This is a genomic window from Synechococcus sp. A15-60 (genome assembly GCF_014280095.1).
Classification (GTDB): domain Bacteria; phylum Cyanobacteriota; class Cyanobacteriia; order PCC-6307; family Cyanobiaceae; genus Synechococcus_C.
Genome location: NZ_CP047933.1, coordinates 2,341,589 through 2,365,630, shown reverse-complemented (window position 1 = coordinate 2,365,630; position 24,042 = coordinate 2,341,589). Strand labels below are relative to the sequence as shown.

Genomic DNA, 24,042 nt, shown 5'->3' with positions numbered 1-24,042 from the left:
GCGGTCGGAACGGCGACAGCCGGGACTTTGGCAAATCGGTTGGAAATGTGAATGTAAGAGAACGCAGCAGGTAAATCGCGGCTTTTTGATGGCACAGGTTTCTGGAGGGCAGGGCGTCAACACCGCTGCCATGCGGATGGATCCCAGCGAGGCAGAGGCATTTGCCCAGCGTCATGTGCTGGCGGTACGAGACCGTTTGGAGCCCCTGGCCCGTGAGCGCACGGCGGAGGTGACGCTGCGTCTGCAGAAGATTCTGGATGCGTTGGCTGCCGAGCGAGTGGGCACGCAGCACTTTGCTTCCGTGAGTGGTTATGGCCACGGCGACCAGGGGCGTGAGGTGATCGACCGTGTGTTCGCTCGCGTCCTGGGGGCTGAAGCGGCAGCGGTGCGGCTGCAATTCGTCAGTGGCACCCATGCCATTGCCGCTGCATTGTTTGGCGTGCTGCGGCCCGGTGATCGGATGTTGTCGATCACCGGGCGTCCCTACGACACGCTGGAGGAAGTGATCGGTTTGCGCGGCGAGGGACAGGGGTCGTTGAAGGAGTTCGGCGTCGCTTACGACGAACTGCTGCTCACCGAAGATGGTGCCGTGGATCTCCAGGCACTCGATCAGGCTCTGGAGCAACCGCGCCGTCTGATCCTGATCCAACGCAGCTGTGGCTACAGCTGGCGTCCTTCTCTGACCGTGGAGGTAATCGGGCAGCTCTGTGCACGCATTCATGCGCGTCAGCCCGACTGTGTGTGTTTCGTGGACAACTGCTATGGCGAGTTGGTGGAGCCGCAGGAACCTTGTGATGTTGGGGCGGATTTGGTGGCCGGTTCGTTGATCAAGAACCTCGGCGGCACGATTGCGCCCGCCGGCGGTTATGTGGCCGGCCGGGCTGATCTGGTGGAACAGGCCTGCTGCCGGCTGACCGCGCCGGGGATCGGCAGTGAGGGTGGCACGGGCTTCGACCTGCACCGCTTGCTGCTGCAGGGGCTGTTTCTAGCGCCACAGATGGTGACGGAAGCCTTGATCGGTGCGGATTTGGTGGCCGGTGTGTTCGCGGAACTGGGCTATGCCGTGCAGCCCGTCGCCGGTGCCCAGCGTGGTGATCTGATTCAGGCGGTGCAGCTGGGTCGTCCTGAGCCTCTCAAGTTGATCTGCAGAGCGTTCCAGGCCTGTTCACCGGTGGGTTCTTATTTGGATCCGGTGCCCGCCGCCATGCCGGGGTATGCCAGTGATCTGGTCATGGCCGGTGGCACTTTCATTGATGGCAGCACCAGTGAGTTCTCCGCCGATGCGCCGTTGCGAGAGCCGTTCAATCTCTACGTACAGGGAGGAACCCATCGTGCCCATGTGGAGTTGGCGCTGATCAAGGCGCTGGCGGCCTTGGCAGCAGCAGGACACTTGGATCTGGCCCAGACTGGGTGAACTCCGCCGACCTCCGGCTCAATGGCTTTCGACTTTCCTGCCAACTACCGCTACGCCGACAGCCATGAATACGCCTGGCAGGACGATGGGTCAGTGCGGATTGGCTTGAGTGCCTATGCCGTTGATCAGCTCGGCGACATCGTGTTCGTTGATCTTCCAGATGTGGGTACGGAGCTCAACCGTGGTGGTGGGTTCGGAACTGTGGAATCCGTCAAAGCAGTTGAGGAGATGTATGCCCCTCTCAGCGGTGAGGTGCTCACTCGGAATGAAGCGGTTCTGGATGACCCTGAGCAGCTCCAGAACGATCCCCATGGCCAGGGCTGGTTGTTGGTGATCCGGCCCAGCGATCCGGATCAATTCGAGCAGCTCATGGATGCGGCCACCTATGCCACCAAGGTTGCAGCGGCATAACCCTGCTGCGACTGCTCCGTCGGGTTGCCTACGATCTTTAAGAACGCTCGCGCACCATGACCCTGCTGGACCAGCGCATGGTGGAGACGGGTTCCGACGACAGTCGTTCACCGTTTGTTCAGCGCCACATCGGACCCAGCGACACGGCAATCCAGGTCATGCTCGCCAAGCTTGGCTTTGCTGACCTCGAGGCTTTCGTACGGGCTGTCGTGCCCCGGGACATCCTGGATGCTGAGCCCCCGCGGGGGGTGCTGCCCGCCGGCGCCGACGAAGCCCAGGCACTAGTGGAACTGCAGCAGCTAGCGCAGTCCAACCGCGTGATGCGCTCCCTGATCGGCCTGGGTTACTACGGCACGGTGACGCCCGCTCTCATCCAGCGTCAGGTGCTGGAAAACCCCGCTTGGTACACCGCCTACACCCCGTATCAGGCGGAGATTGCCCAGGGCCGGCTGGAGGCCTTGCTCAATTTCCAGACGCTGATCAGTGAGCTCACCGGGCTGCCTATCGCCAATGCCTCGCTCTTGGATGAAGCCACCGCCGCCGCGGAAGCGATGTCCATGAGCTTTGGAGTCTGTAAGCGATCCGACGCCCAGCGTTTTCTGGTGGATGCAGCGGTGTTGCCCCAAACTCTGGCGGTGCTGCGCACCAGGGCTCAGCCCCTCGGGGTTGAGCTTGATGTGGCTGACCCCGAGCGGTTCCAGTGGGGATCGGATGTGTTTGGAGTGCTGCTGCAGCTGCCTGGGCGCAGCGGAATCCTCTGGGATCCGCGCGCTTGCATCGCGCAGGCCCATGAACAGGGTGCGTTGGTCACCGTGGCCATTGATCCCTTGGCTCAGGTGCTGGTGGAACCTGTGGGCAGCCTCGGGGCTGACATCGCGGTGGGCAGCTCCCAGCGTTTCGGTGTGCCGATGGGCGGCGGAGGTCCCCATGCTGCCTTTTTCGCAACCCGTGAGACCTATCGGCGCCAGCTGCCAGGCCGCATCGTCGGCCAGTCCCGCGATGCTGAAGGGCGTCCTGCTTTAAGGCTGGCGCTGCAGACGCGTGAGCAACACATTCGCCGCGACAAGGCCACCAGCAACATCTGTACGGCGCAGGTGCTGTTGGCGGTGATGGCGTCCTTCTACGCCATTCATCACGGCCCCGAAGGACTGGCCAGGATCGCGCGTCGTGTGGTGACGCTGCGTTCGCAGCTTGAGCAAGGTCTGAAGGCGTTGGGGTTGAGCCTGCCCGATGGCTGCCGCTTCGACAGTGTTGATGTGGTCTGTCCTCAGGCTCCGGAGATTCACCGCCTGGCCTTGCAGGAGGGCTTCAACCTGCGCTGTCTGCCCGATGGCGCTGCGATCGAGGCATCTGAAGGGTTCGGCATCAGTCTCGATGAGCACAGCGATGAAGCCGAGGTGCGGCGGCTGCTGACGGTCGTGGCGGCGGCGCTGGAGGCTGACCTGCCTGCACAGGTAGGTCTTGGGGCTGCCGATCAAATGTTGTCTGGCGTGCCGTTGCGATCGGCTCCCTGGCTGCAGCAACCGGTGTTTCACCGCTATCGCAGCGAAACAGAGCTGCTGCGCTACATCCAACGGCTGGTCAGCAAAGACCTCTCGCTGGTGCACGGCATGATCCCGCTGGGCAGTTGCACCATGAAGCTCAATGCTGCGGCAGAGCTGGCGCCGGTCAGTTGGCGGGAATTTGGCGCCATCCATCCGTTCGCTCCAGCGGATCAGCTGCAGGGCAATGAGCGAATGGCGCGGGATTTGGAGCGCTGGTTGGCGTCACTGACTGGATTTGCAGGGGTGTCCCTGCAGCCAAACGCAGGTTCTCAAGGGGAGTTTGCAGGTCTGTTGGTGATCCGTGCCTGGCATCAAGCCCGCGGCCAGGGACACCGCGATGTGTGTTTGATCCCCACCAGTGCCCATGGCACCAACCCCGCCAGTGCCGTGATGGCCGGCATGCGCGTGGTGGCGGTGGCTTGCGATGCACAGGGCAATGTGGATGTGGATGACCTGCGCCTAAAGCTCAAGGATCACGCCGAGTCCCTGGCGGCTCTGATGGTCACCTACCCCTCAACCCATGGGGTCTTTGAGACCCGTATCCGGGAGATTTGCAACCTGGTCCACGACCACGGCGGCCAGGTGTATCTCGATGGGGCCAACCTCAACGCCCAGGTGGGCTTGTGCCGCCCGGGCGCGTTCGGCGCCGACGTTTGTCACCTCAATCTGCACAAAACGTTCTGCATCCCCCACGGCGGGGGTGGCCCGGGTGTTGGTCCCATCGGCGTGGCCGAGCATCTACTGCCTTTTCTGCCGGGTCATCCCCTGATGGCCTGCAGCGGTGCGCAAGCAATCTCCGCAGTGTCCGCGGCGCCCCTGGGAAGCGCCGGCATTCTTCCGATCAGTTGGATGTACTTGCGCTTGATGGGGGCTGCGGGATTGCGTCAGGCAACGGCGGTTGCACTGCTGTCGGCCAACTACCTGGCTCAGCGTTTGGATCCCCACTACCCGGTGTTGTTCAAGGGGGAAGGCGGCCTGGTGGCCCATGAATGCATTCTTGATTTGCGCGGGCTCCGCCGCAGCGCTGGCCTTGAGGTGGATGACTTGGCCAAGCGATTGATGGACTACGGGTTCCATGCTCCGACGGTGAGCTGGCCAGTGGCGGGCACGGTGATGGTGGAACCCACGGAGAGTGAAAGTCTTGAGGAGCTGGATCGTTTCTGCGACGCCATGATCGCGATCCGCGCTGAAGCGGCTGCGATCGAGGCAGGCGCCAGTGACCCTGACAACAACCCGCTGCGCCGGGCGCCGCACACCTTGGCGGCGGTGACAGCAGATCGATGGGATCGTCCCTACAGCCGTGAGCAGGCGGCCTTCCCCCTCCCGGATCAGCGATTCAGCAAGTTTTGGCCGGCAGTGGCGCGCATCGATAACGCGCATGGTGACCGCAACCTCGTCTGCACTTGTCCGAGTGTGGAAGAGCTGGCTTCTGTTCAACCTGTGCGATAAATTTCACGAGAATCGAAAATTAAGCTTCGATTTTTCATCGTGAGAACAATTTGTTCTCCACACTGCACAGCATTCACCAGTCGCAAAGAGGGAATCAATGAGTCGCGACATGAACCACCCCTCCGAATCCAAGGCCCAGAGCGCCGATTCGCTGCAATTGCCTGAGATTCCTGAGTGTCTTCAAGCCGCTCTAGGCCGTGGCCACACCTTGCCGATTGAAGGCACCAACGTGCTTCGTGTTCCTTTTGGCGTCCGCCAGGCCCGACGCCAGCGCCCTGAGCGCCCTGAGCGCTGGGCCACGCTGGTGATCCCCATTCAGTCCCAGGGATCACCCACTCCTCCTCCTCAAGCAGCCTGAGCCAGGCTCTTGGCGGCAGACAGCAGAGTTTGCTCCTGTTCCAGTCGCCAATCCACTAATGCTTTCACGTCTGCCAGCGAGCAGGTGGGCGTGCGAAACGGCAGCAAGGTCATTGGACTGCGCTCTGGCCTGACCAGCCAGCTGTGATTGTTTTGTTGCAGCAAAACAAAACCGCGATAGCGAACCGCGTACTGAGGATCTGGATTGATACCCATTCGTTGAATGGTGCTGTGTGGTGACACTGTCATTTCAGGGCGCCAGATGTGGTGTGTGGCGCAAATCCCGAAACTCTTCGGGATTGATGTGGGTGACTCCGCACTGGTTGCGGTTTAGTTCAAGGCGAACAGGAGCAGATCGCTGTGATCGCAATGGCTTTTGAGGGTCTCTAAGTCAGTCGGACGACCGCGGAATCCCAGGCCATCGCCTCGCCGGAGTGTGTTGCTGCCGCTAAGGCCGCTCAGTTCGATTTCTCCATCAATGACCTGAAGCCAGCGGTGCGATGCCTCAATGCTCGGCAGGTCCAGAGTCTTCCCCTTGGCCACGTTGGCTCGCCACAGGTGAACGGGGCGCTGGATGGCCATGGCATGGGGGTCTATGGGATTAAGCACCGGTGTCCAGGTGTTGGCGTAGAGGTGCACCGCCCGCTGTTCATAGCTGGGAGTGAGACCGTCCTCGCTGGGTTCAATCCAGATCTGCAAGAGCCTGCAGCGCTCGTTTGCCTCATTCATCTCGCTGTGCACGATGCCTGTGCCAGCGCTCATGCGCTGCACTTCTCCGGCCTGCAGCAAGCCGCTGTTCCCGAGCGAGTCGCGATGGGTGAGTTCACCTTCCACCATCACGGTGATGATTTCCATGTCGCGGTGGGAGTGCATCCCGAATCCGCGACCTGCGGCAATGACGTCGTCATTGATCACTCGCAAGGGCCCGAAGCCCATCCAGTCGGGGGAGTAGTGGCCTGCGAAGGAGAAGCTATGAAATGAGTCAAGCCACTCGGTTTGGGTGTGAAAGCGCTCGGGGCCTGGGCGCCGCAGGATGACAGCTTCCTGCTGGTGGGCGTCTGCGGAGAGGTCAGGCATTGGCTCGCTGGGGTGGCTCAAAGGCTTAGGGGTGACATCTGCAGCAGACGCTTGAGCAGCTCTTGGATGGAGCTGTCTTTGGCTGGCCGTGCCTGATTCCCAGCCAGCGTGCGTCCCACCACCTGCGCGCCGAGATGGGTCAACTGGATGCGCAGCACCGTCAGCAGTTCGATGCCAGCTCCTCCGGAGACGGTGGCCATCGCCACAGGTCGGCCGTTGAACAGCCCGCGGAAGTCATCCCCCTGCACCGATAGCCAGGCGATGGCACTGGTAAGCACTGGTGGGATGGAGCCGTTGTATTCCGGTGCACAGATCACCCAGCGGGGAGCCGCCATCAGTTGTTTGTGCAGTGGTCCCACGCCAGCAGGCATGCCCTGCTCTTTCACCTGTGGTGTGAACAAAGGCAGGTCGAGGCTGGTGAGATCCAGCAGCTCAGCGCGCTGGCCCAGGCTGCGCACCTGGTCCACAAACCGCTGCGCCAGGGTCAGGTTCTGGCCATTGCTTGCGGCGATGACGAGCACATCAGGACTGATGGGTGAGCTCATGGGCGCACCTTCCACGGCAGACACTTCATTGTGATGGCTCCTCGCTTCAGGCTGCTTTCAATTCCGCTTCCCTGTAGGGCACGAAGCTGGCTTTGTGGGCGCCGCAGATTGGGCATTCCCAGTCGTCCGGAATCGCTTCAAACGGAGTGCCTGGGGCAATGCCGGAATCCGGATCTCCGGCCACTGGGTCGTAGATCATCGAGCACTGCTTGCAGATCCATTGGCCCGTGATGGGTTGCTCTGCCTGACCTGCCGTTCCCTTGCCTTTCAGTGCCTCAAGGGCGACGCCATAGGTTTCGGCGTGATGCTTTTCAATCGGCGTCAGCAGTCCGAAGTTCTTGGCTGCGGTGCGGAAGCAGTTGGCATGGGTGGCTGATTCTTCGGTTTGCTCGGCGAATTCCGCCGCTGCGCCGCCGTCTCGGTCTGTCTGTGCCTGGGCCGTGAATTCCGGATACATGGTGGTGTACTCGTAGGTCTCGCCCTCGATGGCGAGCTCGAGGCAACGGGTGAGCATGGTCTGTTTCTGCTCATCGCTCAGAGTTGCTGGATCGTCGACCACCAGCTCGGGATGCAGCAGGCGGAAATGGGCAAAGGCATGTTCCGTTTCCTGGGCAGCCGTGTCGCGGAACAACTTGGCGAGCTCTTTGTGGCCCAGTGCTTTGGCTACATCAGCGAAGAACAGATATTTGCGGTTGGCCATGCTCTCACCACCAAAAGCGGCCTCGAGATTGGCTTGTGTATTGGGTTTGGAGAGATCCATGTCTCGGTATCAAATGACATCCAGATTAGCCCTAACTCATAGCGACTATGAGTTGCGTGGACGTGTTGTCGGTTGGATGCGCTCCTCTATTGGGGAGTGGTTGTTAATAGTTCGCTCCGCTGCGGCGCTGATGCACGGCTGTGCTGCCCTCCGTGTCAAAGAGGCCACCGTGCAGCACCTCGGCATAGATCAGCCAGTGGTCTCCGCATTCCATCCGCTGCTTCACTTCGCACTCCATCCAGGCCAGAGCCTCCGGTAGCAGCGGTTGCTCGGAAGGACTGGTCTCCAGCGCGAGTCCCTCGAAGCGGTCCGCCCCTGGCTCAAAGGGTTGCAGAAACTGTTTCATCGGGGCGGTTTCACGTCCTTCGGCCAGCACGTTGAGCGCAAAGCGATCGCCCTTATGCAGCAGCGCTTCCACGGCGCGATCTTTGGCCACGGCAATGGTGAGCCCTGGAGGAGAAAAGCTGGCCTGGCTGACCCAACTGGCCACCATCGCTCCACTGAGCTCGGCCTTGCGCGTGGTGAGAACGCACAGGGATCCCACCACGCGTCCCAGTGCGAGCACCGCGGGATCGCTGCGGCTTTCGCTCATGCTACCGGCACTACGTCTCTGCGCTCGCTGCTCCGTGCGCAGCAGTTGCCTGGCGAAGCGGGTGCCGGTTTCCTCCAGTTCCTTCACTTTGGTGCGGTCTGGGCTGAACTTGATGCGGATCGGGTCAAAGCCGAAGCTGAAGCCGCCATCCCGCAGCTTGTTTTCCAGCAGATCCACCGCTTCTCCGCTCCAGCCAAAGCTGCCGAACACCCCCACGGGTTTGCTGCGGTCGCCTTCCGCCAGCACGGTTCCCAGAGCCGAAACGATCGGTGTGGGCGCGTGGCCACCCAACGTTGGCGAGCCCATCAAGATGGCGTCGGAGGCGCGGATCGTTTTCAGCAGTTCATCGCTGGGGGTGAATTCGCAATTGAGGCTGCACACGGCGACCCCCGTGCGGCTAACGCCGCGGGCCAAGGCATCAGCGATGGCGGCGGTGTTGCCGTAGGCGCTGGCGAACAGCAAGGCCACATTCAGCGTGGCGTTTTGATGGCTTTCGCCCCAGCGCCGGTAGTCATTGAGCAGGCTGCGCCAGCTGGCTTCAATGGCGGGACCATGACCCGGCGCGATCGTGCGGATGTCGAGTTCTTCGAGCCGTCCAACGACGGCATCCACTTGACTGGCCATCGGCGCCATCAGTGAGTCGTAGAAGTGCCGTCGTTCCTCTTCGGTGGCGGTGCGGTTGCTTTCGGCCCAGTCAGGGGTGCAGACATGGGCAGAGAAGAGCTTGTCACTCATCAACAGCCCTTCGCTGTCTTCAAACGCCAGCAGGCCGCCGGGCCAGCGCGGGGTGGGTGCCGGCAGAAGCTCCAGGGTGTGGCCATGGCTGAGGGGCAAGCTCTGCTCCTGGCGGATCACCATCAGCTCTGGCAGGGAGGGCAGCGGCGGTCGATTGTCCGGTTCTCCGGGTGGCAAGGGCTTGCGCTGCATCCAGAGCTCCTGCAGCAATTTGGCCCCAGGGTTGGAGCAGATCAGCGTGATCTTGGGGTAGATCTCCGCCAAGGAGCGCAACAGAGCCACCCGGTTGGGATTCACATGACCCACCACCACCAGCAGCTCATCACAGCCGTGGGGAAGAGCCGCCGCGAGGGCGGGCAAGAACACCTCTGCATAGGCCGCTCCGGGGGGGTGCACAAGCAGGGCTGGGCAGGGCAGGCCATCGACCGCAAGGCCAGCCTCGAACAGGAAACTGTTGGCGGTGCTGCCGCGCTCCAGTGCGTATTCCAGCTCGAAGCGGAGTCGCTGCGGGCTGAGGCCACGCAGGCACACCAGCCCCGGGCTGATGGGCAGTGTGATCACGTCCCGTTGGCTGGCGGGTGCGGTCGGGGGTGACGTCACAGTCATTAGTAGTGATTCCCCACTTTGCGGTGATGCACGGCGGTCATGGCTTCGGTATCGGCCACGTTGCCCTGTTCCACAACGGCATAGATGATCCAGTGATCAGGCCCTTCCATCCGCTGCTCCACCCGGCAGCCGAGGTAGGCCAGAGCATCTCCGAGCACGGGACCGCCGTCAGCAACGCCCTCTAGAACGTTCACACCTTCAAAGCGATCGGCACCGGGACGAAAGCGCTTGAGGAAGTGACGCATCAACTCTTGATGGTTGTCGTTTCGCAGCACGTTGAGCACAAACCGGTCTCCCACCTGCATCAGTGTTTCGATCGCGCGGTCCTTGGCGACGGCCACCGTGAGACCCGGGGGGGCAAAGCTGGCCTGGCTGACCCAGCTGGCCACCATGGCACTGCGCCGTTGCGCTTCGCCTTCGCCCTGGCTGGCGGTCACCACGTACAGGCCACCGCTGAGTCGTCCGAGTGCTTTGTCGAGGTCACCATCGAGGCTCTTCATGGCGGCGATGGTTTTGGCACGTGTCAACAGCTGACCGAGGTCCGTTCCGGCTTCTTCGCAACGCTGGTAGTCGGCACCGGAGGGGAGCTGACGGATGCGCAGCGGCGCGAAGGCTTCCTTCTGTCCTTGGCTGCGCAACTGGCTGGCGACAGCATCGATGGGTTCGTCGTTGCCGCCGAAGGCGTCGTAGACCCCGACTGTTTGTTTGGGTCCGAGGGCGGCCAGAAGGGTGCCAATGGCGGCCTGCAGATCGCTATCGGGTTCCGCGGGCCAGGTGGGCACCACCACGGCCTTGGCATCGCCAATCAGTGCCGTCAGTTCCTGCGGATCGGTGGCGCGCAGGTCCACAAGTTGCACCTGGGCTTCCGCTTTGCCGATGCCATGGGCAATCGCCTGACTGATGCGATCGGAAAACCCGTATTGGCTCAAATAGCAAACAGCGGCGTAGCTTTCGCCTTTGCTGCGCTGACCGCTCCATGTGCGGTAATCATCGATCCAATGCTGCAGATGCTCACGCAGTAAGGGTCCATGGCCCACGGCAATGGTGTTGATCTCAGGCAGCGCATCCATGCGTTTGAGCGCCTGCAGAACGCTGCGGGCGTTCGGGCCCATGAGGCAGTCGTAGTAAAAGCGGAAATCGGGAGCGATCGCTCCCGGGTCGCAATCGAAGACGTCGTCGGAGCAGTAGTGCAATCCGAAGGCATCACAGGTGTAGAGAACGCCCGTGCCGTGATCGAAGGAAAAGATTGTGTCCGGCCAGTGCAGGTTGGGAGCGCTGAGGAACTCAAAGCGATGGCTCACGCCGCTGTCGCGATTCGTGCCGAGATCCAGTTCGTCGCCACTTTTCACCGCCCGAGATTTGAACGGCCTATGCACCTGGTTCTCCAGGAACTGAATCGCAACCTTGGATCCCACGATCTCGATCTCAGGATTCAGATCCAGGAGGTCGCCGATCAGGCCGGAGTGATCGGGTTCGGTGTGACTGACGATCAGAAGATCGATCGTTTGTGGATCGATCTGCTCCTGCAGCAGCGGGATCCAAGTGTCACGGAACTTGGCGTGGCTGGTGTCAATCAGAGCGGTGCGTTCCCCGCGCACCAAAAAGCTGTTGTAGGTGGTTCCGTTGCGCAGTCCGAATTCAATGTCGAAGCGGCTGCGCTCCCAGTCGAGGGAACGGATGGTGCAGCTGTCGGACGCAATCGCCTCGCACTGAAGACTCAGACGTCCGGTGACGGTCGGGGCGGCGACGACCATGTCGGGAAATGCGACGGAAATCAACTTTAAGAAGAGTGGGTTGGAAGATGGCTTGCAGTGCGATCAGCTGTTATGTCATCCAGCGCCGTTAAGGCGATCTCAGGAGTGCGACGCAGCCTCGGGCCGGGCATCCTGTTGGCCGGTGCCTGCATCGGTGGCTCCCACCTGATGTCGTCCACCACGGCCGGTGCCCGTTTCGGGTTTGCCCTGGTGGGCCTGATCTTGCTCACCAACTTGGTGAAATACCCCTTTCTGCGAGTGGGCAGCCGCTTCACGGCCGCCACAGGACTGTCCTTGCTGGAGGGTTTTCAGAAGCGCAGCAAGACCTATCTGCCTCTTTACCTGCTGGTCAGTTTGTTCACCGGGACGTTCACGATCGCGGCGGTCAGCTTCGTCGCTGGGCTGTTGCTCACGAACATTCCTTTGTTGGCTGAGACCAACCGTTTTGGCCTGTCGATCGCTGTTCTGGCGGCCTGTGGTCTGATTCTTCTGTTCGGTCACTACCGAGCCCTGGATCGGTTGTCGAAGCTGCTGGTGGCATTGCTCACCTTGCTCACCGGGGTGGCTGCGGCGTCCTTGCTGATTCGTGGTCCCGCCGGAGATGTGGCCTCCACGTGGCTTGCGGCCGATCCCTCTCCCTGGCAGCTGGCCGACCTTGGCTTTCTGATTCCGTTGATGGGCTGGATGCCGGGGCCCGTGGGGATGTGCGTGTGGCCATCGCTTTGGATGTTCTCCCGTGCCCGCGACAGTGATCACACGGCATCGCTCAAGGAGGCCGAGACCGATTTCAATCTCGGTTACGGCGTCACGGTGGTCACCGCCCTGTTCTTCGTGATCCTTGGTGCTTACACGATGTACGGCACCGGCGACGGGATGATGCAGGGCTCTGGCGTCGCCTTTGCCCAGAACCTCATCCGCATCTACACCGATGCGATGGGCACCTGGGCGGCCTGGATCATCGTTCCAGCGGCCTTTGCTGCCATGTTCAGCACCACGCTGACCTGCCTCGATGCTTATCCGCGCAGCATCTCCGCTATTCAGGGTTTGCTCCAGGGTGTGGATCGCGGCGACTCGGCGCCCGGTCCCCAGCGGCGGCGACTGGGGCTGTGGATTCTGCTGCATCTTTTGGCGGCGCTGGTGGCACTGCTCTGGGCCTACAGCGGTGGCGTCACCGTGAAGGATTTCGTGTTTGGTGCCATGACGGGCAGTTTTCTGACGGCGCCGGTGTTCGCCTGGATGGCGATGGACACCATGAACAGTCCCTTGGTGGAGCCTCAGCATCGCGATGGCCTGGCCATGCGGGCGCTCAGTTGGTTCGGTCTGGTGTTTTTGGTGGGCGTCAGTCTCTTGTTCATCGGCTGGTCGCTGACGCGTTGATGCGCAGAGGGCCGCTCCCTATGAAAAAGCCCTCGCTGGGAGGCGAGGGCCAGATTGCGTTCTCTTCACTGTGGGTCATGGTTACGGGGAGGCTGACGCTCAGGCGTCCACAGCCACCGTGACGCTGGTGTGACTCTGGGTTTTCCCTGCCGTGATTTCCAGCACGCCGTCTCGGTAGTTGGCGGTGATGGCCTCTCGGTTCAGGCCTTGGCCAAAGCGGAAGCTGCGGCTCCAGGTGCCGTAGCGGAATTCGCTCAGCAGGGCGGTCTCGGCGGAGTCAGCGGCTTCGTTCGTTGGTTCAGGCTGCAGAGATTGCCGCTCGGCGGTGACGCTCAAGCTGCGGTCGGTGGCTTTCACGTCGATTGAGTCACGGGCGACACCCGGGAGTTCCAGGCGCACGGTGTAGTGGTCGGCGGTTTCGTAAATCTCGGCTGCAGGAACGCGCTCTGCTTGGGACAACTGCTGGTCGAGGCGCTCGAACAGGTCGAAAGGGGATTGGCGAAGGGTGATCATGATGAACTCCTCAGGAGTGATGTTGATGGGGTGTTGGCATCACCCACGAGAACAATCTGCGCCGTTTGATTGAATCTGAAGAGGTGGAGAACCGCCCGATTTGGTTCGGTCAAGACCACCTAGTTCGGTTGTTGCGACAGCATTGCCGTGGGAGCCGTACCGTTGTCTCTCAGGGCTCAATCCAATACCAGTTGGAGAAAGCAGCTGCCTGTCCACAGCTGCGGTTTTCTTCATCCCAAAGAGTCCAAATCCTGGCGTTGTTGATCATGAATCGGCGTCCATTTCCGCTGATGCGAATGCCTCGGTAGCCCTCGAACGCGTCTTGGCGCTGTGCCTGCTGAAGGGCAGAGGCGCGCTCCCGTCGTGCCCCTTCCTCAGCGGTGTAGCGCGATGGCATGCCGATCATCTCTGGCCAGGAGCGTTGCCAGAGCCGCAAAGCCATGGCGTTGGCATAGATCAAGCGCGGATCGTTGCTGTTGTCGTGGGCGAGAACAGCAACGGCGCTGCTGAACAGCTCTTGGTTGGTCAGTCGTCTTGAGGTGCCAGGACGGTCGCATGCGAGCAGCGCTCTTCCGAAGGCCCGTTGATGCGAGCGCAGCAGAATGGAGGTGAGCCCCTGACTCTCCTGCGTCAGCCAGGGTGCTGTCTCAGCCACCGGTGGCCATTGCTTCCAGCATGGCCCGCTGCGCCAGAGCCTGTCCCTGATCGCGTAGATGCTGAATGAAGCGTGGCTTGGCTTCTGGAAAGCGTGGTTCCTCGGCCAGGGGCAGTTCACCTGCGGAGTCCAGGCCCGTGTCTCCGTCCATGGCGGGTGTGATAACCACCAGATCACCGTCCAGGCTGGCGTCGTAACGCCACCACAGCGTTGGGTCCAGCACCGCCGGATGGGGAGGCGTCACTGGTCCAGGGATGTCTGGTTCAGCGCCAGCGTCCGACGCCGCAGAGTCATCGGTGGCGGCGGATTGTTTGGCGACCCTGGCCTGAAGGGCTTTGAGCCGGTGTTCGGCGAGGTCTTCCAGCAGCTTGGCTCGGGTGCGGCCTCTGAGCTGGAACAGCACGAAGGGATCTTCGCTGAAGCGTTCCCCCATCAGGAAATAGACCGCACTGATGTGCTTGCAAGGATTCGCTTTGTCAGGGCAGCTGCATTCGCTGCGCACCTCCTGGAGCTTGAAGGGAAAAAGGCGACGGCCACTAGCAGCGAAGGCCCGCTCGATGTCGGCTGGCATGATTCCGGCCAGCAGCTGAGCTGACCAGCGGGCTTTCTGGGTGAGGGCCTCCAGCACGTAGCCCCAGTCTTCGTCATTCAGCACATCCAGCCAGAGTTTCACCTTGTAGGGGTCTTCACCGGTGCCTTGCACCCGGGCGTGGACGCGGCGGCCTTCAAAACGGATCGAGGTGACGTGCCCTTCTCGGGCGTAGGTCCAGGCGCGCTCCAGGCGTTTCTTGAAGCGGTAGGAGTTGATCAATTCCATCCACTGCTCCACCCACCACGGCTGCTGGCCGAGCCCTTCATCGCCGAGGGAGGTGTTGATGCCGTTGGGAGTAATGCTCATGGTTTCAAGACGGGGTGTCCTCGAGGCTCACCAGCTCCTTGAGCTGGCCCATGTCGAGGCCTCCGAGCCATTCTTCGCCGGAACCGACGATGTCTTCCGCCAGTCTGGACTTCTCCCGGATCATTCGGTCAATCTTTTCTTCCACCGATCCGCTGGTGATGAATTTGTGCACCATCACTCGGTTGGTCTGACCGATGCGATAAGCGCGGTCGGTGGCCTGGTTTTCAACGGCGGGGTTCCACCAGCGGTCGATGTGGAACACATGACTGGCGCGCGTGAGATTGAGGCCCACACCGCCAGCTTTGAGTGACAGCAAGAACAGCTGCGGCCCGCGCGGGTCTTCCTGGAAGCGATCCACCATCGCCTGGCGTTCGCTTTTCCTGGTGCTGCCGCTGAGGAAGGGCACCTCGCTGCGCCAACGGCGTTGCAGATAGCCCTGCAGCAGATTGCCCCACTCCGCGAACTGCGTGAACAGCAGCGCCCGATCGCCGGCTTCGATTACCTCTTCGAGAATCTCTTCGAGCCGTTGCAGCTTCACAGAGCGTTTCAGGAAGTCGTTGCTCGCTGACTCTTCCTTGAGGGCAAGGGCGGGGTGATTGCAGATCTGTTTCAAGCGGGTGAGCAATGCCAGAACCTGGCCGTGCCGTTTGCCGCGGGGGGCCTGGGCAATGGCATCGAGCGTGTCTTCGACGGTCTTGGCGTAGAGCGATTTCTGTTCTTTGCTCAACCCCACCCACTCGCTCAGCTCTACCTTCTCCGGCAGATCCGAGATGATCGCTTTGTCGGTTTTCAACCGGCGCAGGATGAAGGGACCCACGCGGGATTTGAGATCCCGCAGCGATGACATATCGCCATAGCGTTCGATCGGCATCCGATAGCGCTGGTGGAAGAACTCCTCTTCCCCCAACACGCGGGGGTTGAGGAAATCCATCAGCGCCCATAGTTCACTCACGCGGTTCTCGACCGGTGTGCCAGTGAGAGCGATGCGGAATCGGGTGCCTTTGCGTGTTCGGGCCAGGTCACGGGCGGCCTGACTCTGTTTGGCCGAGGGGTTCTTGATGGCTTGCGCTTCATCAATCACCGTGCCTTGCCAGTCGAAGCTTTCCAGCAGTTCGCTGTCCCGTTGCAACAGCCCGTAGCTGGTGAGCACCAGGTCCACATCCTTCAGGGCCTTTTTCAAGGCTGCTGGGGTGGTTGGGCGTCTAGGCCCATAGTGCTCTCGGACCTTGAGTTCAGGGGTGAACGCTGCGGCCTCCCGCTTCCAGTTGGTCAGCACCGAAGTGGGCGCCACCAGCAGCACGGGTCGTTTCAGCTCCTTCTCCATCTTCAGGTGCTGGAGAAACGCCAGCAGCTGGATTGTTTTGCCGAGGCCCATGTCATCGGCCAGGCAGGCACCCTGATCAAACCGATGCAGGAAGGCCAGCCACCCCAGTCCACGTTCTTGGTAAGGCCGCAGCTGTCCGCAGAACCCCTCTGGTGCCGGCAGTGGATCCGGTGATTTCTGCTGGTGATACTGCTCCAGAACGGCTTGCAGCCGGGGCCCCGCATCGAAGGCATGCACCGGCAACCGCATCATCGTGTCGCCTTCTGTGGCTGTCAGGCGCAGCGCGTCGTCGAGGCTCAGTTCCGGGTTGGCGCTGCAAAACCGTTCAGCGTTCTTGAGATCATTGGGCCGCAATTCGATCCAGGCGCCCTTGTGGCGCACCAGGGGACTGCGTTTGCCGCTGAGGCGCTCCAGCTCCCGCAGCGTCAGAGTGACACCACCGATCATCAGCTCCCAGCTCCAATCCAGGCTTTCCCCCAAGGTGAAGCCGCGCGATCGTTGGGGAAGTTCGGCCTTGATGGCCAGGCCCAGTCGGCTGGCCAGTCCGCCAGAGAGGCTTTGGGGCAGATCGACGCCCACCCCCACATCTCGCAACTGGCGCGCTGCAGTGCGCACCAGCACGAAGGCTTCAGCCGGGGTCAGTTGCATCGCTTCTGGTGTTGCGCTCTCCAGTCCGCGCTCGATGGGGGAAAACACGGTGATTGCTCGGCCCATGCCTTCGAGCAGCACTTCGCTGGGACGCTCCACAGGGATTTCTCCGAGTTGCAACCCGTCTGGACCGGCGGCCCAAGCTGCACCGGCTGGCAGTTTCAAGGTGGGATCCGCTTCCGCTTGTAAGAAGAAACGCAGGGGCCAGAGGTCCTCCCCTTCCGCTGGGGTTTCAAGCTCCAGGCAGGCACGCGCAGCGGCCACATTGCCGGCCACACCCTCACGCCAATGGTGACTGGCAGTTGCCAGACGTTCAGCGTCCTCATCCTTGAGGTTGATCACGCCGGTTTCAGAGCTGAGCGCGTCCTCCCAGGCGCAGAGCAAGGGGTCTAGGCCTTCCTGATCCGGTGTGAAGCCTTTGCGCAGCTGGGCATCCACCAGGTCTTCCAGCAAAGTGGCCACCCGCAGGCGGCCGCTGCGGGGTCGGCAGCAGGCCACGGGATTGGCGGCCCGCATCGCTTCAGGTCGCAGTCGGGTCATCCGATTGCTGCGTTTGCCGGTCGGTTCACGCCAGGGCAGTGCACAGGTCGCTACCAAGGGCAGCCGTGCTGCCATGTCCTCCAGGCGGCGGCGGTCTTCTTCCCGGTTGAGCAGCGGCACCCAGCGGGCTCGATGCGGATAGCCCTCGCCCTTGCTCAGTTCCACCTGCGGTAACCAGCGACCCCTCGCCACCAAGCTGAGGGCCCAGCGCTGCATGTGGCTCCACCAGCGCAGCTCGTCGGCCAGATCCGGATGACGCCCGGATAGGGGCAGCCGCGCCAACCACTCGGTGGCCGCCATCGGTTCGATCGCAAGACCCTGCACCTGCCAGGGCCACCATTCCGTGGTTCTGGGAATCGGCTCGCCCGCCTGCAGCGGCAGGCCGCACCAGGGCGGTGCGTCGTCGCTGGAAGTCTCTTGAGCGGCCTTGGCCTTTCGCGTCGGCTTCACGCTGCGGCTCGGCAGGGTGAGACAGGCCGTGGCGTCAATGATGCCGTTGGGGAGTAGATCCCGTTCGCTCAGCAGAGCGCGCAGGTCTTCAGCCTTGAGCGTGAATGGATGAATGGCTGGTGTCGTGCCTGGTCCCATGGGCTCGGCCACCCTCCAGGTGTCAGCCCACACGAGCAATGCAGCTCGCCCGGAGCTGCTGGGAGTACGGATGGCCGGAAGCCAGGTGGCGTGCAGCAGGCTCATGGCCGCGACGCAGACAACATGCGTTGGAACCCGTGGAGTAAGAGCGAACTGCCGATCAACGGCAGCCACCCCATGACGAAATCCTTCACTAATGATGCCAGGGCGTCTGCTCCATCCCAAGGGGAGGCCAGGGACATTCCCAAAGTGCGTACGCCGCAGATGGCCCCCACCAGTCCTGCTTGGAGATGGGAATCCTCAGGATCGACGCGTTCCAAATGGAATGCCAGCAGGCCGTAAAACAATCCGCAGCCGGTGGATCTCACAGCCTGGTCGATCCCGAAGGGCAGGCTGATCAGCCCTGCAGTGACCCCGGCAATCAGGGCCCAGCTCAGGGAGCGCAGCCTGAGGGACGCGCGGCTCGGCTCGGCAGTGCTGTCAGCCAACGTCGGTGGCGGCTCAAAGGCGATCATGGCTGCTGGACCCGCTTTTCGAGCTCGAACTCGCCATGGCTGTTGCACGATCGTCGCGAACCGATGCAGCGCGTCCCCGCACGGGTGCGGAGATCCGAGAAGCGTTTCTGGCTTTTTTCGAGGAGCGCGGCCACAAACGCATGGCCAGCGCTTCCCTGGTGCCTGACGACCCCACGGTGTTGCTCACCATTGCTGGGATGCTGCCGTTCAAGCCGATTTTCCTTGGACAGCAGGAGCGTCCAGCCCCCTGTGCCACCAGTTCCCAGAAGTGCATCCGCACCAACGACATTGAGAACGTGGGCCGGACTGCTAGGCACCACACATTTTTCGAGATGCTCGGCAACTTTTCGTTTGGGGACTACTTCAAGCGGCAGGCGATCGAGTGGGCCTGGGAGCTAAGCACGCAGGTGTTCGGTCTGGATCCCAAAAATTTGGTGGTGAGTGTCTTCCGTGACGACGACGAAGCGGAGCAGATTTGGCGTGAGGTGGTGGGGGTGAACCCCAAGCGGATCATCCGTATGGATGAGGCCGACAACTTCTGGGCCTCTGGTCCCACTGGGCCGTGTGGGCCCTGTTCGGAGATCTACTACGACTTCAAGCCTGAACTGGGCGATGACGGCATCGATCTGGACGACGACGACCGCTTCATCGAGTTCTACAACCTGGTGTTCATGCAGTCGAACCGCGACGCGGAGGGAATGCTCACGCCGCTCGCGAACCGCAACATTGACACCGGCATGGGTCTGGAGCGAATGGCGCAGATTCTGCAGAAGGTTCCCAACAATTACGAGACCGATCTGATCTTTCCGCTGATTCAGGCGGCGGCTGAGCAGGCTGGTGTGGACTACCACCAGCTCGATGACAAGGGCCAAACGTCGCTCAAGGTGATCGGTGATCACAGCCGTGCGATCACCCAGCTGATCAGCGATGGCGTCACCGCTAGCAACCTCGGCCGCGGCTACATCCTGCGGCGCCTGCTGCGCCGGGTGGTGCGCCATGGCCGTCTTCTCGGCATCGATCAGCCGTTTCTCCAGGCCATGGGTGAGGCCTCCATCGCCCTGATGCAATCAGTGCATCCGCAGTTGCTAGAGCGGCGGGAGGTGATCCTTGCGGAACTGCAACGGGAAGAAGCTCGCTTCCTGGAGACCTTGGAACGCGGCGAGAAGTTGCTCGCTGATGTGCTCGCGGCCAAGCCGTCGCAGATCAATGGTGAGCAGGCCTTTGAGCTCTATGACACCTATGGATTCCCCTTGGAGCTCACCCAGGAGATCGCTGAGGAGCACGGCCTTGCTGTGGATGTCGACGGCTTTGAGACGGCGATGGAGCAGCAGCGCCAGCGGGCGAAAGCAGCTGCAGTGAGCATTGACCTCACGCTGCAAGACGCGATCGACCAGGTGGCTGCAGGACTGCAAGACACTGAGTTTCGGGGTTATGAGCAGCTGGAACAAAGCAGCAGCATCCAGGCCCTGGTGGTGAACGGTGAGCCGGCGAAGACCGCTGTCGCTGGAGATGCCATTCAGGTGGTGCTGGATGTCACGCCGTTCTATGGCGAAGGGGGCGGCCAGATCGGTGATCGGGGCACGCTGGTGGCGGATGGCCAGGCCGGTGATGGCCTGATCGTGATCGTCGAGTCCGTGAGTCGCAATCGCAGTGTGTTCGTGCACAGCGGTCGTGTGGAGCGCGGTGGTCTGTCGGTGGGTGATGTGGTGTACGGCCGGGTGGATCGTGCTTGCCGTCGTCGTGCGCAGGCCAATCACACCGCTACCCACCTGTTGCAAGCAGCGCTTAAACAGGTGGTGGATTCCGGTATCGGTCAGGCCGGCTCCTTGGTGAGTTTTGATCGCCTGCGTTTCGATTTCCACTGCCCGCGGGCGGTCACCGCAGAGGAACTGGAACGTATTGAGAGCTTGATCAATGGTTGGATTGCCGATGCTCATGCGCTCGAGGTGCAGGAGATGGCGATCGAGCAGGCCAAGGCCGCTGGAGCGGTGGCGATGTTCGGTGAGAAATATGCCGATGTGGTGCGTGTGGTGGATGTGCCAGGCGTATCGATGGAGCTCTGCGGTGGCACCCATGTGGGCAACACGGCGGAAATCGGGCTGTTCAAGATCGTGAGTGAGAGCGGTGTTGCTGCTGGCATTCGCCGCATCGAAGCCGTCGCGGGTGCAGCAGTGCTGCCCTATCTCAATGAACGGGATGCGGTGGTGAAGCGGCTGGGTGAGCGCTTCAAGGCGCAGCCTGCGGAGATCGTCGACCGGGTCATTGCCCTGCAAGACGAGCTGAAAGCCACTGGCAAGGCGCTGGCCGCGGCGCAGGCTGAACTGGCGGTGGCCAAGTCAGCAGCGCTGGCCTTGAAGGCTGTTGCGGTGGGCGACTTCCAGCTGCTGGTGGAACGACTCGATGGCGTGGATGGCGCGGGTCTGCAGGGGGCCGCGCAGAACCTGGCTGATCAGCTGGGGGATGGTGCTGCGGTCGTGATCGGTGGACTGCCGGACCCAGCCGATCAGGGCAAAGTGATCCTGGTGGCGGCCTTCGGCACGTCGGTGATTGCTGCCAAGCTTCAGGCTGGCCAATTCATCGCTGGCATCGCCAAGCTCTGTGGCGGTGGTGGCGGTGGCCGGCCCAACCTGGCTCAGGCTGGAGGGCGTGATGGGGCTGCTCTGGATGGTGCCTTGGAGCAGGCCATAACCACGTTGCGGCAAGAGCTGCAGGGGTAATCAGCCGTCCACGGGCTGGTCATTGGTTCTCCCAAGCAGACTTGGATTTGGATGCCACCGACTCAATCTCGGCGAGTGTGTGCATCCTGGCTCTTGGGGGAGATTGATGGCTTTAGCACTGTTTTCAGCACCTTCAAGGTTTGCGATGCTCCCGTCGGCGGAACACCATCGTGCCTGCTTCATCGGTGATCTCCTGCGAGCTCAGATCTTGCTTTTGAGCCGCTAGCAGCACTTTCAGCCACTAGCGCAAGGCTTCCAGTTGTGGTGTTCGACCCACATGGCCCTGATGCTTTTCATCTTTGGCTTGGGCGCTGGGATGCAACCTTCTGATTGACGTTCAAAGGTCATTTTGGCCAGGTTAAGGTGATGTTTGAGCGCGATTCAGCATGCGTTGGTTCAGCCAATGGCCAGAACATCAGGCACGGGTAGTGCGCTGGATTTTATTGACTGGTTGGTGTTTATTGATCCTCTCACTGCTTATTCCAGTGTTGGCATTGCCACCGTCATTGGCTCCAGGTTGTGAACCCAACGCTATTGAGTGCGTGATGCATCGCCAGCCAGGGAATCGTTTGTTTTGGGGAGTCGTTGTTCCATCTGGTTTGTTGATTTTGGTTGTTGGAAGCCACGAATTTTGGCGCCGAATTTGTCCATTGGCATTTGTCTCTCAGGCTGCTCGCTCACTTGGGATTCAGCGCAAAGTTGAGAATAAAAGAGGTCGTCTTGAGCCCGTTAAGGTCAATCCAGACTCATGGCTCGCGCGTCATCACGTGCAATTGCAGTGGACGCTTCTGATTGCTGGACTTTGTCTTCGTCTGTTGGTTGTTAATTCCAGTCCAATAGGCCTGGCATCGCTAATAATTTTTACTCTGGCAGCAGCAGCATTCGCTGGTTGGTTCTATGCCGGAAAAGCCTGGTGTCAATATATCTGTCCAATGGGTCCAGTTCAAACGATTTTGACGGGTCAGCGCGGTGCTCTTGGGGGAGCTGCTCATATCGGCAGTACAACCAAGATCACTCAGTCGATGTGTCGCTCCATTGCTGATTCAGGTCAGGAGAAAAGTGCCTGTGTGGCTTGCCAAGTCTCTTGCATTGATATTGATTCTGAACGCCATTATTGGAAGTCTCTCTGGGGTAAGCGTGGATTGGCTTGGGCCTGGTATTCCTATCCAGGTCTGATTCTGATGTTCTTTGAGTTGATGATGGCTATTGAGGCTCATGTGGCACCCAAAGATTCAGAACTCACTTATTTGCGCGAAGGCCACTGGGCTTTTGATGCAACATTACCTACGCGAGCTTTTGATCCTTTGGGTGGATGGCTTCCGTTTCCAAGGATTGTGGTAATCCCCCTGCTTTTGGCCTTAGCTGGCTGGGCCTCTTTTGCTGTCTTTCAAGGCATGGAGCGCATCTTTTTGCATCGATACGAAAAACTAGGGTTGCCTACCGCTGCAGAGTTAGCGGTTAGTCGGACGCGTTTACTAGCCACTTTTTTTTCAGTTAACTTTTTTTTCTGGTTCGTTGATCCCAGTCAGGGCACGTTTGGTCCCCATGGGGGTCAATGGATGCGCTCGTTGGTATTAGCGGTCTCGGCGATTGTTTTATTCCGTTCTTGGTCGCGTGACCAATCCACGTATCGTCGTGAGAGCACAAGCGATAGTTTGAGAAGACAACTGAAGCAACTTCCTGATCTCGATATCGCATTGGATGGACGAAGATTGCAGGACTTGTCGGCCCAAGAGATTTTTACTTTGGCCAAGGCACTTCCTGTTGCTGTTCGTGGACAGGCCCGTGAGATTTATCAAGGAGTCATTCGTGATTTGATTGGTAAGGGCTCTCTTGATCGAGCCGTTGCGTTAGCGGACTTAGAAGAGTTGCGTCAAAGTTTGAAGCTTTCCGAAGAGGATCACCATGCCGCCATCCGCGTTTTAGCGGTCGAGGAACCGTCGTTGTTGCAGCTGGATGAGCGAACTCTGCAGCTTCAGCAATTACGTGAAGAAGCTTTTGCTGAAGTCATTGAGGATTTTCTGGTCATATCAAGCTTGCAGACTCTTGAAGTCGCTGCTCTCCCTGCGCAATTGCAGTCTCGCCTGGAACGGTTGAAGTTGGATTCAGGTTTGGAGGATGCTGATGCTGAGCGCGTGCTTGGCCGATTCAGTAGCACGGGTGATTTGGCACGGTTGAGGATGCAGACACGCCTGCAGCAATTCAAGCAAGAGCGCGCCTACTTGTTGGTTTTGCAAGAGCATGCAACCGATCAGGTGTTGCTGCATCCTTTGGCGTTAGCGATGGAGCAGCGTTTGAATGGAATTGCCGAGGTTTTTCCTCCTGATGTGTTGGAAAAGGAGTTGCAGCAACAACCAGACCAGAGCGCTTCTTTGGATCAAGCGCTTGAGACGCTATGGATGGATCCTGACCCCGATACAGCTGGTTGGGTCTTGATGGTCGAGCGACTCATTCGGCCTGAGGTTGTTGCATTGAGATTGCAGTCCGGTCGACTTGAGCTTGGGACATCAATGTTTTTGGAGAGTCAGATCAAGGGGCAAAAGCATCGTGATCTCGATGAATTTCCTTGCTTAGCAAATTCAAGCTTGTTCGGTGATTTGTTGCCGTCTGGATTGCTATGGGTTGCTGAGAATGGTTGGTTGAAATCGTGGTCAGCCAGTGATGCTGTGAACCTCAAGAATTTAATCCTGTTGATTCTTCGTGGTGGTGCAACCGAAATAACCGATGGTGGCCAACTCCTGCAGCATGGCGTTGGCTCCGTCATCGGTGCAATGGAGGTGATTACCGGAGAGCCATCCATGAGCCAGCTTCAGGCTTGCTCCGATGGCCTTACCGTTTTTGTGTTTCCTGTTCACGCCTTTGATGAGTTGATGCAGCGCTCGAGCCATTTCACGCACGGCTTGCTGCGTCAACTGGCCAAGCGTCTGAAGCGATCAGACGAAACACCGATGAGTGGGTCGTTTTAAGCAGCGGCGTTGGTCTTCGAGGTAGGTGGTCTGCCGCTGACTGCCTTCGAGGTCATT

The 24,042-nt window shown here is 60.5% G+C and carries 18 protein-coding genes; 7 read left to right on the top strand and 11 right to left on the bottom strand.

The window, feature by feature from the left end; translation table 11 throughout:
* The first annotated feature begins 136 nt into the window (after positions 1-136).
* The 4 genes from SynA1560_RS12800 to SynA1560_RS12785 all read left to right on the top strand — a co-directional run bounded on the left by SynA1560_RS12800 (position 137) and on the right by SynA1560_RS12785 (position 5,176).
* Complete coding sequence (locus tag SynA1560_RS12800) at positions 137-1,414, top strand: methionine gamma-lyase family protein (protein WP_186471215.1); 1,278 nt, start codon at positions 137-139, stop codon at positions 1,412-1,414.
* 21 nt (positions 1,415-1,435) lie between these two features.
* Positions 1,436-1,825, top strand: a complete 390-nt coding sequence (gcvH, locus tag SynA1560_RS12795) for a glycine cleavage system protein GcvH (RefSeq protein ID WP_186469612.1) — start codon at positions 1,436-1,438, stop codon at positions 1,823-1,825.
* Positions 1,826-1,881: 56 nt separating this feature from the next.
* Entirely contained in the window at positions 1,882-4,818 is a 2,937-nt protein-coding gene (gene gcvP, locus SynA1560_RS12790; RefSeq protein WP_186500734.1) for an aminomethyl-transferring glycine dehydrogenase, read from the top strand.
* Between the two features lie 109 nt (positions 4,819-4,927).
* Positions 4,928-5,176 (top strand): hypothetical protein, encoded by a 249-nt coding sequence (locus SynA1560_RS12785; RefSeq protein WP_186501685.1) that lies wholly within the window; start codon positions 4,928-4,930, stop codon positions 5,174-5,176.
* Here the strand turns inward: SynA1560_RS12785 and SynA1560_RS12780 are convergent.
* The 6 genes from SynA1560_RS12780 to SynA1560_RS12755 form a co-directional block, all read right to left on the bottom strand.
* Positions 5,164-5,391: a hypothetical protein gene (locus SynA1560_RS12780; RefSeq protein WP_186471214.1), complete on the bottom strand. Its 228-nt coding sequence runs from the start codon at positions 5,389-5,391 to the stop codon at positions 5,164-5,166. The genes SynA1560_RS12785 and SynA1560_RS12780 overlap by 13 nt on opposite strands.
* Before the next feature lie 114 nt (positions 5,392-5,505).
* Positions 5,506-6,252: a pirin-like bicupin family protein gene (locus tag SynA1560_RS12775; protein WP_186469609.1), complete on the bottom strand. Its 747-nt coding sequence runs from the start codon at positions 6,250-6,252 to the stop codon at positions 5,506-5,508.
* Between the two features lie 17 nt (positions 6,253-6,269).
* Positions 6,270-6,797 (bottom strand): NADPH-dependent FMN reductase, encoded by a 528-nt coding sequence (locus SynA1560_RS12770; protein ID WP_186500733.1) that lies wholly within the window; start codon positions 6,795-6,797, stop codon positions 6,270-6,272.
* A 46-nt stretch (positions 6,798-6,843) separates the two neighbouring features.
* Entirely contained in the window at positions 6,844-7,557 is a 714-nt protein-coding gene (locus SynA1560_RS12765) for a rubrerythrin family protein (RefSeq protein WP_186500732.1), read from the bottom strand.
* Positions 7,558-7,660: 103 nt separating this feature from the next.
* Entirely contained in the window at positions 7,661-9,490 is a 1,830-nt protein-coding gene (locus SynA1560_RS12760; protein ID WP_186500731.1) for a diflavin flavoprotein, read from the bottom strand.
* The gene (locus SynA1560_RS12755) at positions 9,490-11,244 is read right to left on the bottom strand and encodes a diflavin flavoprotein (protein ID WP_186469605.1); all 1,755 of its coding nucleotides are present in this window, start codon (positions 11,242-11,244) and stop codon (positions 9,490-9,492) included. Before SynA1560_RS12755 ends, SynA1560_RS12760 begins: the two co-directional genes overlap by 1 nt.
* A gap of 72 nt (positions 11,245-11,316) precedes the next feature.
* Between SynA1560_RS12755 and SynA1560_RS12750 the strand changes: the two genes are divergently transcribed.
* Positions 11,317-12,621 carry an NRAMP family divalent metal transporter gene (locus tag SynA1560_RS12750; RefSeq protein ID WP_186500730.1) on the top strand — a complete coding sequence of 435 codons (1,305 nt, stop codon included), beginning with the start codon at positions 11,317-11,319 and terminating at the stop codon, positions 12,619-12,621.
* A gap of 99 nt (positions 12,622-12,720) precedes the next feature.
* Here the strand turns inward: SynA1560_RS12750 and SynA1560_RS12745 are convergent, their stop codons facing one another.
* The 5 genes from SynA1560_RS12745 to SynA1560_RS12725 all read right to left on the bottom strand — a co-directional run bounded on the left by SynA1560_RS12745 (position 12,721) and on the right by SynA1560_RS12725 (position 18,302).
* The gene (locus tag SynA1560_RS12745) at positions 12,721-13,134 is read right to left on the bottom strand and encodes an Hsp20/alpha crystallin family protein (protein WP_186469603.1); all 414 of its coding nucleotides are present in this window, start codon (positions 13,132-13,134) and stop codon (positions 12,721-12,723) included.
* A 169-nt stretch (positions 13,135-13,303) separates the two neighbouring features.
* A complete protein-coding gene (locus SynA1560_RS12740) occupies positions 13,304-13,789 on the bottom strand; it encodes an MEKHLA domain-containing protein (RefSeq protein ID WP_186469602.1) in 486 nt (161 codons plus the stop codon).
* The gene (locus SynA1560_RS12735; RefSeq protein WP_186469601.1) at positions 13,782-14,687 is read right to left on the bottom strand and encodes an SWIM zinc finger family protein; all 906 of its coding nucleotides are present in this window, start codon (positions 14,685-14,687) and stop codon (positions 13,782-13,784) included. The genes SynA1560_RS12740 and SynA1560_RS12735 overlap by 8 nt, the downstream gene beginning before the upstream one ends.
* A gap of 4 nt (positions 14,688-14,691) precedes the next feature.
* A complete protein-coding gene (locus tag SynA1560_RS12730) occupies positions 14,692-17,892 on the bottom strand; it encodes a DEAD/DEAH box helicase (RefSeq protein WP_186500729.1) in 3,201 nt (1,066 codons plus the stop codon).
* Positions 17,889-18,302, bottom strand: a complete 414-nt coding sequence (locus tag SynA1560_RS12725; RefSeq protein ID WP_186469599.1) for a hypothetical protein — start codon at positions 18,300-18,302, stop codon at positions 17,889-17,891. Before SynA1560_RS12725 ends, SynA1560_RS12730 begins: the two co-directional genes overlap by 4 nt.
* Before the next feature lie 35 nt (positions 18,303-18,337).
* Between SynA1560_RS12725 and alaS the strand changes: the two genes are divergently transcribed.
* Together alaS and SynA1560_RS12715 are read left to right on the top strand one after the other, a co-directional pair.
* A complete protein-coding gene (gene alaS / locus SynA1560_RS12720; protein ID WP_186500728.1) occupies positions 18,338-21,019 on the top strand; it encodes an alanine--tRNA ligase in 2,682 nt (893 codons plus the stop codon).
* Positions 21,020-21,405: 386 nt separating this feature from the next.
* Positions 21,406-23,985 carry a 4Fe-4S binding protein gene (locus SynA1560_RS12715; protein ID WP_186500727.1) on the top strand — a complete coding sequence of 860 codons (2,580 nt, stop codon included), beginning with the start codon at positions 21,406-21,408 and terminating at the stop codon, positions 23,983-23,985.
* Positions 23,986-24,042: the final 57 nt, after the last annotated feature.

Excerpts from the sequence above, each read along its gene's own strand:
- SynA1560_RS12800 (WP_186471215.1), top strand. The coding sequence starts at position 137 with ATGGATCCCAGCGAGGCAGAGGCATTTGCCCAGCGTCATGTGCTGGCG.
- gcvH (WP_186469612.1), top strand. The coding sequence starts at position 1,436 with ATGGCTTTCGACTTTCCTGCCAACTACCGCTACGCCGACAGCCATGAA.
- gcvP (WP_186500734.1), top strand. The coding sequence starts at position 1,882 with ATGACCCTGCTGGACCAGCGCATGGTGGAGACGGGTTCCGACGACAGT.
- SynA1560_RS12785 (WP_186501685.1), top strand. The coding sequence starts at position 4,928 with ATGAACCACCCCTCCGAATCCAAGGCCCAGAGCGCCGATTCGCTGCAA.
- SynA1560_RS12780 (WP_186471214.1), bottom strand. The coding sequence starts at position 5,391 with ATGGGTATCAATCCAGATCCTCAGTACGCGGTTCGCTATCGCGGTTTT.
- SynA1560_RS12775 (WP_186469609.1), bottom strand. The coding sequence starts at position 6,252 with ATGCCTGACCTCTCCGCAGACGCCCACCAGCAGGAAGCTGTCATCCTG.
- SynA1560_RS12770 (WP_186500733.1), bottom strand. The coding sequence starts at position 6,797 with ATGAGCTCACCCATCAGTCCTGATGTGCTCGTCATCGCCGCAAGCAAT.
- SynA1560_RS12765 (WP_186500732.1), bottom strand. The coding sequence starts at position 7,557 with ATGGATCTCTCCAAACCCAATACACAAGCCAATCTCGAGGCCGCTTTT.
- SynA1560_RS12760 (WP_186500731.1), bottom strand. The coding sequence starts at position 9,490 with ATGACTGTGACGTCACCCCCGACCGCACCCGCCAGCCAACGGGACGTG.
- SynA1560_RS12755 (WP_186469605.1), bottom strand. The coding sequence starts at position 11,244 with ATGGTCGTCGCCGCCCCGACCGTCACCGGACGTCTGAGTCTTCAGTGC.
- SynA1560_RS12750 (WP_186500730.1), top strand. The coding sequence starts at position 11,317 with ATGTCATCCAGCGCCGTTAAGGCGATCTCAGGAGTGCGACGCAGCCTC.
- SynA1560_RS12745 (WP_186469603.1), bottom strand. The coding sequence starts at position 13,134 with ATGATCACCCTTCGCCAATCCCCTTTCGACCTGTTCGAGCGCCTCGAC.
- SynA1560_RS12735 (WP_186469601.1), bottom strand. The coding sequence starts at position 14,687 with ATGAGCATTACTCCCAACGGCATCAACACCTCCCTCGGCGATGAAGGG.
- SynA1560_RS12730 (WP_186500729.1), bottom strand. The coding sequence starts at position 17,892 with ATGAGCCTGCTGCACGCCACCTGGCTTCCGGCCATCCGTACTCCCAGC.
- SynA1560_RS12725 (WP_186469599.1), bottom strand. The coding sequence starts at position 18,302 with ATGATCGCCTTTGAGCCGCCACCGACGTTGGCTGACAGCACTGCCGAG.
- alaS (WP_186500728.1), top strand. The coding sequence starts at position 18,338 with ATGGCTGTTGCACGATCGTCGCGAACCGATGCAGCGCGTCCCCGCACG.
- SynA1560_RS12715 (WP_186500727.1), top strand. The coding sequence starts at position 21,406 with ATGCGTTGGTTCAGCCAATGGCCAGAACATCAGGCACGGGTAGTGCGC.